This is a genomic window from Streptomyces sp. NPDC088910, from assembly GCF_044749865.1.
GTDB lineage: Bacteria > Actinomycetota > Actinomycetes > Streptomycetales > Streptomycetaceae > Actinacidiphila.
On sequence record NZ_JBIVIV010000002.1, the window covers coordinates 793,682 to 807,844 of the forward strand.

Sequence of the window (14,163 nt, forward strand, 5' to 3'; positions counted from 1 at the left end):
GCACAAGTGGTGCGCGGCCCATTAATTGGTCTGGACAACAATAAAGCCCCAGGTCTTCGACCCGGGGCTTTATTAATGGAGCGGATGACGGGAATCGAACCCGCGCTCTGAGCTTGGGAATCACAGGTGCCTCATCGGCATCCGTGCTGGTCAGCGATGTGTTTGGTCCTGAAGTGTCCCAAGGGTAGACGCCGTTGGTGACCGTGGCTGACCGTCCCTTACCACTCTGCGTGGTGCGGAAGTGGTGCGGGGTCGGCCGCCAGATGAGTGCGTGCGGGCAAGAGGCACGGAGGCGCCCGACGTGGTTACCGACGTTGAACTCATGACGACATCACGAGTTCAACCTCAGTAACGGTCGCGTGCTGCGTCCAGGGAGGTCTCGCGCACAACGGCACGGTCGTGCGGTTCGGCTGAGACCGGGCTGGAGAGGGACAGCAGTTCCAGGAGTTCCGGTTCCGTGATGACCTCGATGCTGTGCCCTGCGTCGAGGAGTTCTTGCGCTCTGCGGTGCTTGTTGCTGAGCGTCATTCCGGGGGCGAAGCGCGAGGGGTCAGGGCTTCCGACGACGAGGAGATCGGTCTTACGGCCGACTGATTGTGTGGCCTGTGCGCCGACTGCCGCCAAATGATCCTGCGCTGCAGCCCGGGTCATGGAGCCCAGAGTGCCGGTCAGGCAGACACTGAGTCCGTAGAGCGGGCCGCTGGGGTCGGCGTTCGGGTCCGCCTGCGGAATGGGTGCGGGAGGTTCAGGGGCGCGGTGGCGGCAGTTATTCCACGAGTCCGATGTGGAGTACTGCCTCCCGTACTGGATTTGGAGTTTCTTGAGAAGGCCGTCGAGGTTCTCCACGCCGTGTGTACGCATGGCCGCGACAACCACTCGGGCGGCGGTGTCCGCGTCCTCTTGTGCATCGTGATGGAAACCCTGCATCGGCATGCCGGCGGCTTCGGCGACGAACGGGAGGCGGTAGGACAGAAGCCTCCAAGTACGACGGGCGACGACCAGAGAACAGGCGTACTGGAGGTCGGGCCACGTCGTAGAAGTTCTTGTGCAGGCGTCCCGCAAGGCACCGAAGTCGAAGGCCGCGTTGTGCGCGACCATGGGGCGCCCGTCGGCGAAGGCGAGAATCCGGGTCAGGGTCTCTGGCCAGGTGGATGCTTCCCGGACCATCGCGGGGGTGATGCCATGGAGTCCGATGTCGAACGAGGCGAACCCGTTTTCGTCCGGAGGCCGAACGAAGCTGGTGAAGCGGTCGCTGATCTCACAGTCCTTGACCGCGGCCATGCCGACGGAGCAGATGCTGCTGCGCGAGTAGTTGGCGGTCTCGAAGTCGATCGTGACCCAATCCACCATAGGTATCCCCCTGACTTGCCCTGCCAGATCCTGGCATAGGCAGCCACACGGATACGTCTCTTCCGCGGAAACGGGTACTCGGCTTGGAGTCGACACGCTGCGGTGAGGGCGTGCCACAGGGAGTTAATTCCCTTTCTTCCTGGACGTCCAGGCTTCTACGCTGCGGGGATGGATGGTGTGGACCGCGCAGGCGGCACCGTGGTGGGTTCGGCTGTGGGGGACGCGCTGGGTGCGCCGTTTGAGTTTGGTGCTGCGGGAGTGTTTTCGGCCCGGTTCCCCGAGCAGGGCGGTGGTGGGGGATGTGCGGGGGTGGTGGTTGGGAGCCTGGTGAGGCCACAGATGACACGCAGATGGCCGTCTGCGTGGCCGAATCATTGCTGGAGCGGGGTGGACTAAATTCGCCGGATGCCGCCCGGCATGCCGATCCCGTACGCGCCCCTTCTATACTCTCCCCCTCGTAATTCGATTGCATACGAGCCGTTCTCCGCATTCGCCCGAGGAATGACTGAGGCGTCATGGGTCGCACATTCGTGTGGCACATAATGTCCGTATTATGCCGGGATTATTGATCAGGATGGGTAAGCACGATGCGTGCGGCGATACTCTTGTCATTCTCGTCTGTGAGCGCGAAAAGGGCCATCAAGGCACTCGCTGCAGCAATGTGGCCCAATTGGCTGACCAGAACACCGTAGTACTGGGCAAGAGCGGCCCGCAGTGGGGCGTCAGTGCCGGCGACAGCGGTAATCCCACCGCGCAAACCCGTCAAAACGAACGGAAGGGTAGAGGTAGACAACCAGGGCTGGGTCAGGACCTGCCAGGAGAAGACCTCTAGGTTGCGTGACTGGTGGGAAGGGAGCGTTGCGCGGTGCAGCCCCGCGTAGGCGCAACTGAGCCACATCGATGCCTCATCAGGCTGGGTGCCGATTGTCTTTGCGGCTGCGTCCAGAACGAAGGCTGTTGCTGCATCCGGGGCGGACCATGCGCTGGGCCGCGAAATCGCCGAGCTGACACCTTTGGCGCGCCAGCCGTCGGCCTGCGCTGCTGCCCGGTACAAGTCGGCGGAGAACGGGAAGTCCACGAAGTAGTTCCGGAGCAGTTCGGCTTTGATGACCACGTGTTCCTGTGCCCGGAGGAGGCCACTTTGGAGGCAGACATCAAGCAGTGTCACCGTACCGAACGTGGCCACGCCCTCCGAATGTGCCAGGGCACGCAAAATTCGGTCGTCACACCACAGGACCAGATTGTTTTCCTTGGCGTAGTCGAGGGCTGTCAACCACGTCGTGGCGTGGCCATCATTGCGAAGGGACGGAAGAGCACGAAGTTCTGGACGCGACACTCGTGCCGTTGACTGCATAATCTCCGCAAGGCGCGTCGCCGTGGTCCGTAGAGCGGCTAGCTGTTCGGGTGTTGAGGAATGCACAGCGACGTCGGCACGATTCTCGTCCCAAACCAGGGAAAGATCCGACCGCAGCACAATAGACTCTTTCGCTTCCAGAGCATCGGCCAGCAACTGATCAGTAGTGACGACCGATTGCGAGTAGCCGATGAGCTGTTCGGCCACCTTGGCGTCCAGCAACGCCAATGCGGCTGCAGCAGTAGTGTCCAGGACGGTCCGGCTGGTCCGCGCGACCTGCACTGCCTGTACCTCTGCTGGGACCTGTGGAATGTCAACAGCATGCACCACAGGCCGCTCTGCGGCTCGGCGAAGGCAGACCTCAGCGTAAGTGACGCCTGCAGCCAGAGTAAGCATTCCTGCAGGAAGCACCCCCTGGGCAACTTTGTCCACAATGTCCTTGGCCTGTGGGGCAGACTCGTGCGCGCGGCGCAGCTCGTCGGCGACATTTTGCAGTGGGTCGTCCGGAGGCCCCAGTGCAACGGCCCGGAAGACCGTGCTGTCGGGAAACCGCTGAATGTAGTCGTCTGTGGCTGAGCGAAGCCGAATTCCGTCCTCACCGGACAGGATCTCCTTGGAGGCACGCATGTGAAGCGCGCTGAGGAGTCGGCCGAGAAGCTCCTCATCTTCGGGCCATCGTTGCATCAGGGCAAGTGCACGCCCGGTGAACTGCGGATCGGAAGAGAAGCGTGCGCCCAGTCCCACCCACAGCGCCGCCTCGTCGCGGCTTCGGGGATCTAACGGGTCGCCGAGGTCGGTGAGGGTTTGCCAAGCGCTTTCCGCCTGGGCGCGGGCTGTGAAGCACTTGATCAAGGCCCAGCGGGCATCTGAGTCTAGGGGATCAAGGTCGAGCAGAGTCGTAGCGGCATCCGTGGCGCGATCAATACGACCTTGAGCCCACTCGACCTCGACGAGCAGTGCGTACATGCGGCTCTGGCCTGGCCACTTGGCCCCAGCCATCCTCAGCGCCGCTTCCGCGCATTCCTGCGCTCGGGCGTGCTCTCCGGCCTCCTGGAACAATCCTGCGGCCATCGTCATCAAGCGGACATCGTGCCAGCGATCTGCGCCGTCCTTGAGGGTCTGCGCGGCCAGCGTGCCGTCGCCGCCGCGGTGGTAGCGCTCGGCTAGCTTCACCACAATTCCCGGACTCTGAGTGACGTTGGCTCGCAATAGCGCCAGCGCGTCGCCTGAACCATCCCGTAGGGCTCGAGACAGAAGTTCGATTTCATTGACCGCGTCCGGAAAAGCGGCACGGAGATGACCAAGATCTGGTATTTCTGCCTCTGATTCTGCGAGGCCCATGGCTGCGGCCAATTGCTCCTGATCGTTGCTGGCGGCCTCCCATGCCTCCTGCCATAGATTCTGGACCTGCTGAGTCTCACTGTTTCCTTCGCCGCGCAGTTCGGCGATCAAGGCTTTGATGCGAGTGCGGGCGAATGTAGATGTGATACCGGGCAACAACGACTCAGCTACATGTGTCCTGCCGGACAGGGCCGCTACCAGAGCGGTCTGCTCCTGCAGTCTGCTGTCCTCCGCCTCGCGTGGCGTTGCCTGCCCCTCGGGGGAGGGCTGGGTCAGACTCCATGCTGTGGAGAGGTCGCCGCAAAGCACTGCCGCCTGTACAGCCAGGACGACCGGTTCGGCGCTGTCCCCGTGCCAGGGGCGACGGCTATTTCTGGCGCGGATTGCCACTGCTAGCGCTTCCTGCGCGTCTGCCACTCGGCTCGAAATCGGACCATGGACAGCGCGCTGCAGAAGTGTGCTGGCCAGGCGAAGCGTAATGCCCGAGAACACACCCGCCTCGTCTACGGTACGCAGACGGGCTAGAGCCTCACCGTATCGGTTCGCGCCCACGAGTGCCTGCGCCTCGAGTTGTGCTTTGAATGTCCGGGCCAGAGCGTCATGCGGATCCCATCGGCCCAGTTGCTCTAACCCATCCGCCCAGTTCCGATCCCACAGAGCCCGGAGAGCGTTCAGTACTGGGGAGGTGCCGTCCTGATGTACCACTAGATAGGATTGCGCAGCCTCATCTGCATCGGTATCAGTACCAGTTTGCATTGCAGCTCGGACCAGCAAGAAATCGCGGGGAAAGCCGCCTTCGCGGATGCATCGCTCGATAAATTCCTGCGCTGCAGGCCGGGCTTGGTACTCGGCGGCGAGCTGACCAAGCCAGCTAAATGCTTCTGCTGGCGCGTCTTGCATCCATGCCGGTTCTTGCTCAGCCCATTGCTGCAGCACTGAGCTGCGCGGACCGTTCACGGAGGTGAGAATGCCCACTGCTTTGTCAACGGGCGGCCATACATTCAGCAGGTGCCGCGCCTCCTGCGCGCTCCAAGGGCTTAGCGAGCGAAGCGATTCACCAAAGTCCGAGCGGGCGTCAAGGCGGCTCACGACCTCGCCACGCAGTGCTCCGAACTCCTTCCGCGTCTTGGCCCCATCCTCAACTGTGGTCTGACGGCCCCATTCGCCGGTGATTAGGGCTGCCTCCGTTGGCGTTCCGAACCGTACATACTCATCCATCACCAACCGGAGCACGACAAGCGCGTTTTTTCCGCGTTCCTCAACGTCTCTGCCTGGCATGACGTATGCCAACTGGCTGGCGGCCTGTTCGAGTGAGCGCTCGGTGCACTGCCGCAGCAGATGAGCCGTGTCTGCACGCGAAAGCCACTTCCGCAAAGTCTTCGCGGCCACCGGTGCACCCGCTGCAGTCGCCTTTTTGGCAGCGGCTGCCGCTGCTCTGCGCACACGCGTGAGCTTGCCTGCATTGTTCACTGCGAATCTACTAGCAGCCGGAGCTGCCGCTTTGGCCAGCAACGCCGGAGTAATAACCGGATCCATGAGCCCTTCCTACAATGCTGGGACGCGACCGTCCGCTAACCCGACCATAGATTCGGTAACCGACATTGGGGCACAGTTCCGGCGCTCCACCGGTGACTAGACGCGAGTCGGTTGCAACCGTTGCTTCGTCTAACAGGATGGGCCGACCGAGACCTGGACATGCTTGAGACGCGCCGCAGGCGAAACGTCAGCTTCGTAGCCGGGGTTGTCGCTTGCCCAAGCCGCTTCGGTGCAGTCACCGGGTTCGACTGGCGACGTGTTCTTGAGCATCTCGAACGTGGTCTCGCACGTTGCCAGGTTATGGCTGCCTAGCACTGCCGCGTTGTCCGGAACGCCATTGGCTCGCGTCCAGACTATGACGTCCTTACCTGGCTGGCAGGTCATCTTGGTTGACTTCGGCTTCGTAGAGGCGGGGTCCGCGGTGATGGTTGCAGGTTGTGAGTTCGTTGTGACGGTCGGAGCCACCGGCGTGTTAATCGGTGCAGAGGCCGTTGCGGCGCTGGTGGTGGGCGCGGCAGGGGGCCCCGTGTCCTCACCGCCGCCGCATGCGCTGAGGAGCAGCCCGGCTGTGAGGACGAAACCAGCAGTAGCGAGGGTGCGACTGAGCAATATGTTCCCTTGGGTGGGTGCTGAAAGCCGAGCATGGCAGACCGTTGAGGACGGCCGTGGGCGTTGTGACGGGGCTGTGACAAGTGGCGCCAGCGCGCTGGCGCCACCCCACGAGGTGTCTGAGGGCGTGCAGATCTTTAACTCGTCTTTTTGACCTTGGTCTGGGTGGGGTCGGGAGCGAGGAACGTCGCGACGTCGGCTGGGGTACGAAGGCGGGCGGTTGAGGTGTTGATGTGTTGGCCGTGTGCTTCCAGGAGTGGGCGGATTTCCTGTTTCGCGCGGCTGATGGTCATGGCGGTGACGCCGAAGAGCTGGCCGAGGAGGTCCATGGTTGCGAGTTTGCGCAGGTGGAGCACGGTGACCAGGACTCGGTCTGCTGGGGTGAGTTTGGCTTTGGCACCTGTGCCAGGGGCCACCAGGCGCTCGTGACCGCGGCGGGTGCGGAGCACTTGCTCGTGTCGGACCTCCAGCTCTGGAGTCAGCGTGTCGATCAACTGGCTGAGCTGTTGGCGGGGCATACCGGTCAGTTCCGGGTCCTGCAGTGAAAATTGCGTGAGGCGGGCCGGTCTGATCGCCAGGTCCTGGTCTGACGTGCTGTCGGTCGTCGCCGCGTCCGGCGGGTGCTGGGGGTGGAGGGTGTAGTTCCAGTCGCCGTGGAAGCGGTGGCGGGTGATGGGCAGGGCGGCGATCTCGTCGTCAGTGACCTGGATGCCGGTGGGGTAGAGGCTGGTGTCGAGTTCGGCGTGCACGGTCAGGCCGGATTTGGTGGTGGTCGCGGCCATGCTCTCAACGATGACTTCGTGGCTGGTCAGGGGCCTGCCGCGCCAGTTCATGGTGATGTGGGAGAACAGCCGGTGCTCGATCCGGTTCCACTTCGATGTTCCGGGAGGCAGGTGGCACACGGTGACCGCCAGGCCGGTTTCGGCCGCGAATCGGGCGAGTTCGGTCTTCCAGGTCCGGGTGCGGTACCCGTTGGAGCCACCCGCGTCGGCGGTGATCAGCAGCCGCCCGGCCGTCGGGTAGGCGGCCCGCCCGGCACTGTTCCACCAGCGGCGGATGGATTCGACGGCGAACGCGGCTGTGTCGTGATCGGTGCCCACGTTGACCCAGCCGGTGTTCGCGGCGACGTCGTAGATGCCATAGGGAACCGCTCTTCCCAGCTCCCGGTCGGGGAAGTCGTGGGTGTCGACCCGCACCGGCTCGCCTTTCGGCTCCCATTCACGGCCGTTGTTCTTGAAGGGGCCGACCAGTTCCTTCTTCTTCGTGTCCACGCTGATCACCGGAGCCCCGTCGTCCCGATGGTCGCGGGCCTGTTCGTTGAGGTAGCTGAACTGTGCGTCCCGGTCGGGGTGCTGCTTGCCCTCCAGCGTCTTGGCGTTGCTCTGCAGGCTGAAGCCCTCCTCGCGCAGGAGGTCGCCCACCGTGTCCGCACAGATCCTGTGGCCCTGCCGGGTCAGCTGGGCGGCGAGCTTGCGGGTGGATTTGGTGGTCCAGCGCAGGGGCGACATGGGATCTCCGCGGACGTCGGGCTCGACCAGCGTGAGGAGTGCCACCCGAACGGCTGGGTTCCGGTCGACGACCCGTTTGCGGCCGGCGCCGGGCCGGCGGATGCGTCCCAGCGGGGCCTGTCCAGAATCCAGCTCCCGCACTCCGACTGACACAGTGGCCTCACGGACACCGGCGGCACGGGCGACAGCTCTGATCCCGCCGTGGCCCAGCGACTGTGCCTCCGCCCCTATCAGCAGGCGACGCTGCCGCTCGTCAAGGTGCGGCAGAATCACCTCGAACTTGGCTGCCAGCACGGCCCGTTGCCCATCCAACCCGCTCATGCCAGACCAACGAACCACCGAACGGAAAGCCACGAGTTAAAGATCTGCACGCCCTGACAACGGCTAACGCAATGAGTTGGTCTGTCCCAGGGGGATCGACCAGAAGGTGAGCTTGAGAAGGCTTCGTGGACGTCGGTTCGGTGTTCCCTGCTGGTGCGGAGTCGTTTGAAGCCGTGGAGTCAGGCGAAGGTTCGCTCAACGACCCAGCGATAGCTGCCCAGGCCAGTGCCGTGCCAGGTGACGCTAGCCATTGTAATCGAACGCCATCTTCCGGAAGGTGTCGCGGATCTCCGTCAAGGGGCCGCGGTGGCGGGTGTAGTAGAGCTTGTTGGTGAGGAGGGTGGCCCAGCGTTCGTGGGTGGGGGAGATCCACAGGGCGGTGCCCGTGAAGCCGTAGTGGACCCAGGTGTCGTCGGTGGGGAGGGTGCCGGGGGCGGGGTGCCAGAAGAGGCCGCGGGCGGGGGTGAGGGCGCCCGTGTGGAGGCGGAGGGAGTCGGCGGTCCAGGTGGGGCCGAAGGCGGCCTGGGCGGGGTTGAGCATGTGGCGGGCGAAGGTCGAGATGTCGTCGGCGGTGGAGAAGACGCCGGCGATGCCGCAGGTGCCGCCGAGGAGGCGGGCGGAGAAGTCGTGGGCGGTGCCCTTGAGGTGGCGGCCGGTCTCGTCGTCCAGCTCGGTTGGGGCGCTGCGGGCGACGTTCTCGGGGGTGAGCGGTCCGAAGGTGGTCTCGGTCATGCCCAGCGGTTGCCAGACGCGATTGGCTGCGAGCTGGTCCAGGGGTTGGCCGCTGAGATATTCGGCGAGGTAGCCGAGGACGAGCGCGGCGCGGTCGGTGTATTCCACGGCTTCGCCGGGCCGACGGTGGAGGGCCTCGTGGAGGACGCCGTCGCGAATGTCCTGCGGGTCGGTGCCGTAGAGGTTGCGCAGGTTGGCGCGCAGGGGAAGCCCCGCGGTGTGGGTGAGCAGGTGGTGGGCGGTGGCGTCACCGAGCGGACGGCCGACGACCTCGGGCCAGAAGGTGCCGAGCGGGGCGTCGAGCTGGAGTTTGCCGCTCTCGACGAGGATGCCGGTGGTGGACCAGACGGCGAGGATCTTGGTGAGGCTGGCGATGTCGAAGACCGTGTCGACCCGCATCGGCTGGTCCGGCTCGCTGGGGTCGAGTAGGCCGACGGCTCCGCTTGCCGTGGTGCCATGTGGGTCACCGACGGCCCAGACGGCTCCCGGGTAGACCTTGTCCCGTACGCCGTCGTCCAGGAGCTGGTGGATGCGGTCGGTGTCGAGCGTCATGGTCTCCCCGTCGAGTGCCGGTGGTTGCCCTCCGGCCAGCGTAGTGAGGCGGTCGCCGGCGGATGATGTGCCACGGCGGTGGTCAGTCGAGCCGGCCGCCGAGTGCGGTCAGGGCGGTAGCGGTCGTGCTCAGCGGGTAGCGGGCGGCGTTCGCATAGCCGGCCTCGCGCAAGGCGTCGAGCATGCCCGAGGTCGTACGGAGCCGGTTGATGTCGCGGGCGAGTGCGGTCGGATTCGTGAAGTCGGTGGCCAGTCCCGATGCCGCCAGCGACTCGTTGAGGCCGGGCACAGGCTGGTAGATGACGGGAAGGCCGCAGGCTTGGGCCTCCAGCGCTACGAGGCCCATCGCTTCGAGCGTGGAGGAGGGCATGACCAGGGCGTCGTAGTCGGGGAAGGTTTTCCACAGTTGGGGACGGCGGAGCCAGCCGAGGTAGGTGACGTGTACGCCGAGTTCGTGGAGGAGCGGCGCCAAGGCGCTGAACTGCGAGGGTGGTGCCGCAACGCTCAGTTCGACGTCGGGGATCACGACGAGAGCATGGAGCAGGTTCTCCACGCCCTTCTCCGGCGTGAGGCGCCCCGCGTAGAGCAGGCGTAAATGGCTCGCACGAGGTGTTCGCGATGGCTCCGGCGGCGTGGCGAGGAGAGCGTCCGGGACACCCCACGGGATGTGTTCGATCTTCGGCCGGGCGGGCGGGGCGAGAGCGAGCAGCCGATCGGCCATCGCGCTCGTCGGGACAACGATCACGTCCGCCGCATCGGCACAGTGCCGGAGAACCGCGCGTTGGTCGGCGTACATCTCCGCGTACAGGAGGTCAGTGCCGTGCACCAGGGCTATGCGCCGGGCCTTCGGCAGCGCGGCAAGCAGGGCCGGCGAGGCGCCGAAGGCGAGATGGTGCAGGTGGAGCGTACTGATGTCCGCAGGGTTGACGGCGTCTTCGAGCGCGCGACTCAGTGCCCGGACGTACGGGGGAAAGCCAGGTCCTTCGACGCACTTGCCGGATACGTTCAGATTCCGCAGTCCTTGCGGGAACGGTGTCTCCCCGGACCCGGCCGCCAGCATGAATGCCCGCGCCGGGATCAGAGGACGGTGCCCGGTGTAGAGGTCGAGGAAGAGCTCGACACTCCCGCCAGGGCTGGGATACGGCAGGTCGAGCGCGGTGGCGACGGAAGCCTTCACGTCAGCTCCTCATACAGCCGGGAGGCTTCAACGCCTTTGCTGGTGGCGTACTTCAGGCCGTCGCTCTGGTAGCTCGCGGCAGCCCCGAAGGGGTGGAGGAAGGTCAACTTGCCGAAGGTCATCCGCGGATAGATCCGCACCTCGACGGCGGCTCGGATTTCCAACGTCCAGTGAATCGCGTGACCTTGATGCCCGAGGGGCGCGGAGACATGGACCCAGATCCCAAGTGCTCCGATAGTGCGTGAGCCGTTGAGGAGTTGGACGTACCGCTCGGAGCTGGTCTTCTCGTAGGTGCTGCCGAGGTAGAGCACCCCGGGCCGCAGTACGAATCCGTCGGAGGGAATGGCGAGTTCGGTGGCCGTCGTGGGTCGTGCGGCGTCGAGCTGGCCGTCACAGACGTACAGCGTCTCGCCGAGCCGCCAGTCGTAGGCGTTCGGGGAGACGCGGCCGGGGTCGTACGGCTCGATGCTGATCTCCCCAGCGGCACGGGCGGCTGCGATGGCGGGGCCGGTGAGGATCACGACGCCACCACCTGTACGGGACGGTGGTCGTCGCGCCAGGAGGCGGAAGCTCTCGGACCGTTGGCTGCTTGGTACTTGCCGGCGTAGTGCGCGATCGGGCCGACCGAGACGAAGAACATGATCTGCCCGATCTTCATCTCGGCGTAGACCCGTAGCGGGCGGATCGGGGACAGCATCAGCGTCCACTGCCCGTGGAAACCGATGTCACCGATGGGGGCGGTGATCTCCACGAAGAGGCCGAGGCGGCCGACGGACGACCGTCCGAAGAGCAGCGGAACGAAGGTGTCCGAGCCGACATGCTCGACGGTGTGGCCGAGGTAGAGCTGGCCCGGCTGCAGCACATACCCCTCCGGGCCGATGTCGACCTGCTCAGTGGGGTTGCGGAAGCGTGCGTCCAGCACGCCGTCGGTGTAGACGAGAAGCGTCGAGCCGAGACGGACGTTGTAGCTGTTTGGATTTACCTGGGACTGGTCGAAGGGGGTGATGCGTAAGCGGCCGTCGTCGGCCGCCGCCGTGATTTCGGGGCCGGTGAGGATCAACGGGTGCCTCCGGTGAGAGCCTGATGGACGGACTGCGCGAGGGAACGGCCGGTGGGTACGGCTGGATGGCGCGAAGTCCCGGCGAGGTAGTCGGTGGTGATGAACGCTTCGAGTGGTGACGGCAACGGGGACGGCACGGCCACCATCGGACCCGCGAGTTCCGAGAGATCGGACAGCAGAGATGTTGCTGCCCTTTCCGGGCAATTGACGCGTACGAGCTGGTTGTCGAAGGGCTCGACGGCGAGGACATCGCCTCGCGTCAGCGTCCCGTGAAGCTGCACGGCGCGTAGTGCGGTCTCATTGAGAAGAACAGCGCTGGAGGTCTCCGAGTACACGGTCGTGGCGATGTCCTCAAGCAGCAGCCGTCTGTCCAGGACGGTGTGGCGGTACGGCGCCCTCAGCTTGTCGATCGGCTCCCGAAGATCGCGGGCGATCGCGGTGATCCGTGCGCGCACCGCTTCCAAGGTGCTTGGGAGGGACAGCGATGAAGCATCGGCGAAGCGGGCTGCTCCGGATTCCCAGCCGCTCTCGGACGGACGCGCCTGCGCGAACCCGGCACCTTGCTCGTAGCCCTTGAGTACCTGCACGCCGCCGATCCGAACGGGTCCGTCCGCGTCACTGTGGCAGTGGCCGGCGAAGACGATGTCGAGGAAAGGGCAGGCTTCGGCGAGCCGCAGATCCTCCTCGAAACCGGAGTGGCTGAGGACCACCCATGCGTCCACCTGGCCATAGGCACGCTTCAATTCACGCAGCGCCAGAGCCGGGTCGGTCACTTGCTGCCCGACGCGCTGCCCGTACGGGACGGCGTTGAACGCCTGGACGCCGATGACGCCCGTGACCGCGACCGTCCGCCCGGCGATGCTCCGTACGTCGACCGGCCGGAAGAGCCGACGACCGTCGCGGCCGTACGCGTTGGCGCAGACGGTGATGCGGTGCAGCTCGGATTCGAGGTAGTGCGGCCATCCGTGGTTGCCAGGAGCGACGACGTCGTACAGGGCGAGCAGCGTGTCTCGTTCGAGGACGCCGCGGCCGAGACGGTAGTAGCCCGTGCCCTCGAAGAAGTCGCCGCAGTCCGCGATGAGGGTGTTGGGTCGGGCAGCCGATAAGTGGGTCATCAATGGCACGGCGTTGTCGAAGGAGGAGTGGAAGTCGGTTGTGGCGAGGATCTGTTGGAGGTCCGATCTCACGGTGTGACCTCGCAGATGTCCGCCCCGAGGGCTCGGAGTTTGCCCGGCAGATCGGCGTGGCCCCGGCGGAGCTGTTCCAGACCGCCCAGCGTCGTGATGCCCCGGGCGGTCAACCCTGCGATGAGGAGGGCGGCGCCCGTACGGATGTCGGTGGTCTCCACTCCGGCACCGGTCAGCCGCTGCGGCCCGGCGAACCGGCACTGCGTGGGTGACACCTCCTCGATCTCCGCTCCCATACAGCGCAGTTGAGGGATGAGATTCGCGTGGCGGCCGGGGTTGATCGTGTCCGCGAACGCGTGGCGGCCCGGGATTCCTAGAGCGAATGCCAGGAGCGAAGGCTCGAAGTCGGCGTCGAGTCCGCTCGGGGAGAGCGAAGCCGAAGCGTGGATCGGGAGTTCACCACGCGCGATGTGCCGCGCGTCGATTTCGATGCCGTTCACGTGCTCCGTGATGACGACGCCTGTCCGGCGCAGATGTTCCAGGGCCGGGGTGAAGTCACCGGCGCATACACCCTCGATGCGCGCTGTTCCCCGTGTGGCCGCGACCGCGCAGGCGAGGGTGCCGGCCTCGATCTTGTCGCCTGGCACGGTCCAGGTCAGGTCGTGGACGGCCGGAGTCTCGGTCGGCGGTGTGAGCACGAGAAGGTCACGTTCAACAGCTCTCATCCAACCGATCGATCCGAGAGCTTCGACCACGCCGAGGGTCTCCGGTGACAGATTGGGCGTACTCAGCCGTAACTCCTGTCGGGAGACGACGGCGCGGAGGATCGCCACGATCGTGGCTCCTCGGGACCGGAACGGCAGGGCGACGCTCACCGTTCCCTGCTTCGCCCGCGACCTCTGGATCTCGTAGCCGTAGCGGTGCGTCGAGCAGCGGTCACCGAATGCCTCGTACACGCGGAAGTGCTGCTCCATGCCGCGGTCGCCGATCCGGCAACCGCCCGGCCACGGCAGACGGGCCCTTCCGAACCGTCCGAGAAGTGTCGGCGCCAGGTAGTACGAGGCACGGATCGTGCTCGCGGCGGTGAGGAGTTCGGCTTCGACGCGATGCCTACGACTGGGCGTGATCACCATGGACCCTGCCTCACCCGGGACGTGCACGACGTCGAAACCGGCTCCGAGCAGCAGTCCGAGCAAGGTGTGGACATCCGTACTGTCCGGGATGTTGGTCACGCGTACGGGGGCGCCGACGACCGCCGCGGCGGAGAGAAGCGGAAGAGCGGCGTTCTTCGAGCCGTCGACGATCACGGTTCCTTCGAGCGGCCGTCCGGGCCGGATGGCGATCACCTCGGCCGGTGGTGCGGTGTCGTCCGGGACGATGTCCCTGGGGTTGGCGTGTCTCATGCTGGGCCTCCTCGCGGCTGCTCTTCACAACGAAAGCGCCGGATTCATGGGCTGCCCTGCTCCGTCTGCGGGTGCCGCATGGGTTATGCAGAC

The 14,163-nt window shown here is 65.4% G+C and carries 9 protein-coding genes and 2 pseudogenes; 1 reads left to right on the plus strand and 10 read right to left on the minus strand.

All coding sequences use genetic code 11. The features are described 5' to 3' along the window. Positions 1 to 345 precede the first annotated feature (345 nt). The gene (locus ACIP4Z_RS07935; RefSeq protein ID WP_401305859.1) at positions 346 to 1,350 is read right to left on the minus strand and encodes an exonuclease domain-containing protein; all 1,005 of its coding nucleotides are present in this window, start codon (positions 1,348 to 1,350) and stop codon (positions 346 to 348) included. Positions 1,351 to 1,518: 168 nt separating this feature from the next. Between ACIP4Z_RS07935 and ACIP4Z_RS07940 the strand changes: the two are divergent. Next, positions 1,519 to 1,757: pseudogene (locus ACIP4Z_RS07940) on the plus strand (ADP-ribosylglycohydrolase family protein); the annotation flags it as partial. Between the two features lie 155 nt (positions 1,758 to 1,912). On the opposite strand, the gene ACIP4Z_RS07945 reads toward ACIP4Z_RS07940, so the two are convergent. The 9 genes and pseudogenes from ACIP4Z_RS07945 to ACIP4Z_RS07985 all read right to left on the minus strand — a co-directional run bounded on the left by ACIP4Z_RS07945 (position 1,913) and on the right by ACIP4Z_RS07985 (position 14,070). Then, positions 1,913 to 5,581 carry a hypothetical protein gene (locus ACIP4Z_RS07945; RefSeq protein ID WP_401305861.1) on the minus strand — a complete coding sequence of 1,223 codons (3,669 nt, stop codon included), beginning with the start codon at positions 5,579 to 5,581 and terminating at the stop codon, positions 1,913 to 1,915. A gap of 746 nt (positions 5,582 to 6,327) precedes the next feature. Next, positions 6,328 to 8,019, minus strand: a complete 1,692-nt coding sequence (locus ACIP4Z_RS07950) for an ISAzo13 family transposase (protein WP_401305863.1) — start codon at positions 8,017 to 8,019, stop codon at positions 6,328 to 6,330. Between the two features lie 116 nt (positions 8,020 to 8,135). After that, positions 8,136 to 8,258 (minus strand): annotated as a pseudogene (locus tag ACIP4Z_RS07955) (IS5/IS1182 family transposase); the annotation flags it as partial. A 4-nt stretch (positions 8,259 to 8,262) separates the two neighbouring features. Continuing rightward, positions 8,263 to 9,303 carry a serine hydrolase domain-containing protein gene (locus tag ACIP4Z_RS07960; protein ID WP_401305865.1) on the minus strand — a complete coding sequence of 347 codons (1,041 nt, stop codon included), beginning with the start codon at positions 9,301 to 9,303 and terminating at the stop codon, positions 8,263 to 8,265. Between the two features lie 82 nt (positions 9,304 to 9,385). Beyond that, positions 9,386 to 10,480, minus strand: coding sequence for a glycosyltransferase family 4 protein (locus ACIP4Z_RS07965; protein WP_401305867.1), 1,095 nt, complete (start codon positions 10,478 to 10,480; stop codon positions 9,386 to 9,388). After that, positions 10,477 to 11,001: a dCTP deaminase domain-containing protein gene (locus tag ACIP4Z_RS07970; protein WP_401305869.1), complete on the minus strand. Its 525-nt coding sequence runs from the start codon at positions 10,999 to 11,001 to the stop codon at positions 10,477 to 10,479. Before ACIP4Z_RS07970 ends, ACIP4Z_RS07965 begins: the two co-directional genes overlap by 4 nt. Beyond that, a complete protein-coding gene (gene dcd / locus ACIP4Z_RS07975) occupies positions 10,998 to 11,540 on the minus strand; it encodes a dCTP deaminase (RefSeq protein WP_391158291.1) in 543 nt (180 codons plus the stop codon). Before dcd ends, ACIP4Z_RS07970 begins: the two co-directional genes overlap by 4 nt. Further along, entirely contained in the window at positions 11,537 to 12,727 is a 1,191-nt protein-coding gene (locus tag ACIP4Z_RS07980; protein ID WP_401305871.1) for a metallophosphoesterase, read from the minus strand. Before ACIP4Z_RS07980 ends, dcd begins: the two co-directional genes overlap by 4 nt. Continuing rightward, on the minus strand, positions 12,724 to 14,070 hold the full coding sequence (locus tag ACIP4Z_RS07985; RefSeq protein ID WP_401305873.1) for a UDP-N-acetylglucosamine 1-carboxyvinyltransferase: 1,347 nt from the start codon (positions 14,068 to 14,070) through the stop codon (positions 12,724 to 12,726). Before ACIP4Z_RS07985 ends, ACIP4Z_RS07980 begins: the two co-directional genes overlap by 4 nt. Positions 14,071 to 14,163: the final 93 nt, after the last annotated feature.

What these genes read in the sequence shown, in the direction of transcription:
- ACIP4Z_RS07935 (WP_401305859.1), bottom strand. Translation starts at nt 1,350, where the DNA reads ATGGTGGATTGGGTCACGATCGACTTCGAGACCGCCAACTACTCGCGC.
- ACIP4Z_RS07945 (WP_401305861.1), bottom strand. Translation starts at nt 5,581, where the DNA reads ATGGATCCGGTTATTACTCCGGCGTTGCTGGCCAAAGCGGCAGCTCCG.
- ACIP4Z_RS07950 (WP_401305863.1), bottom strand. Translation starts at nt 8,019, where the DNA reads ATGAGCGGGTTGGATGGGCAACGGGCCGTGCTGGCAGCCAAGTTCGAG.
- ACIP4Z_RS07960 (WP_401305865.1), bottom strand. Translation starts at nt 9,303, where the DNA reads ATGACGCTCGACACCGACCGCATCCACCAGCTCCTGGACGACGGCGTA.
- ACIP4Z_RS07985 (WP_401305873.1), bottom strand. Translation starts at nt 14,070, where the DNA reads ATGAGACACGCCAACCCCAGGGACATCGTCCCGGACGACACCGCACCA.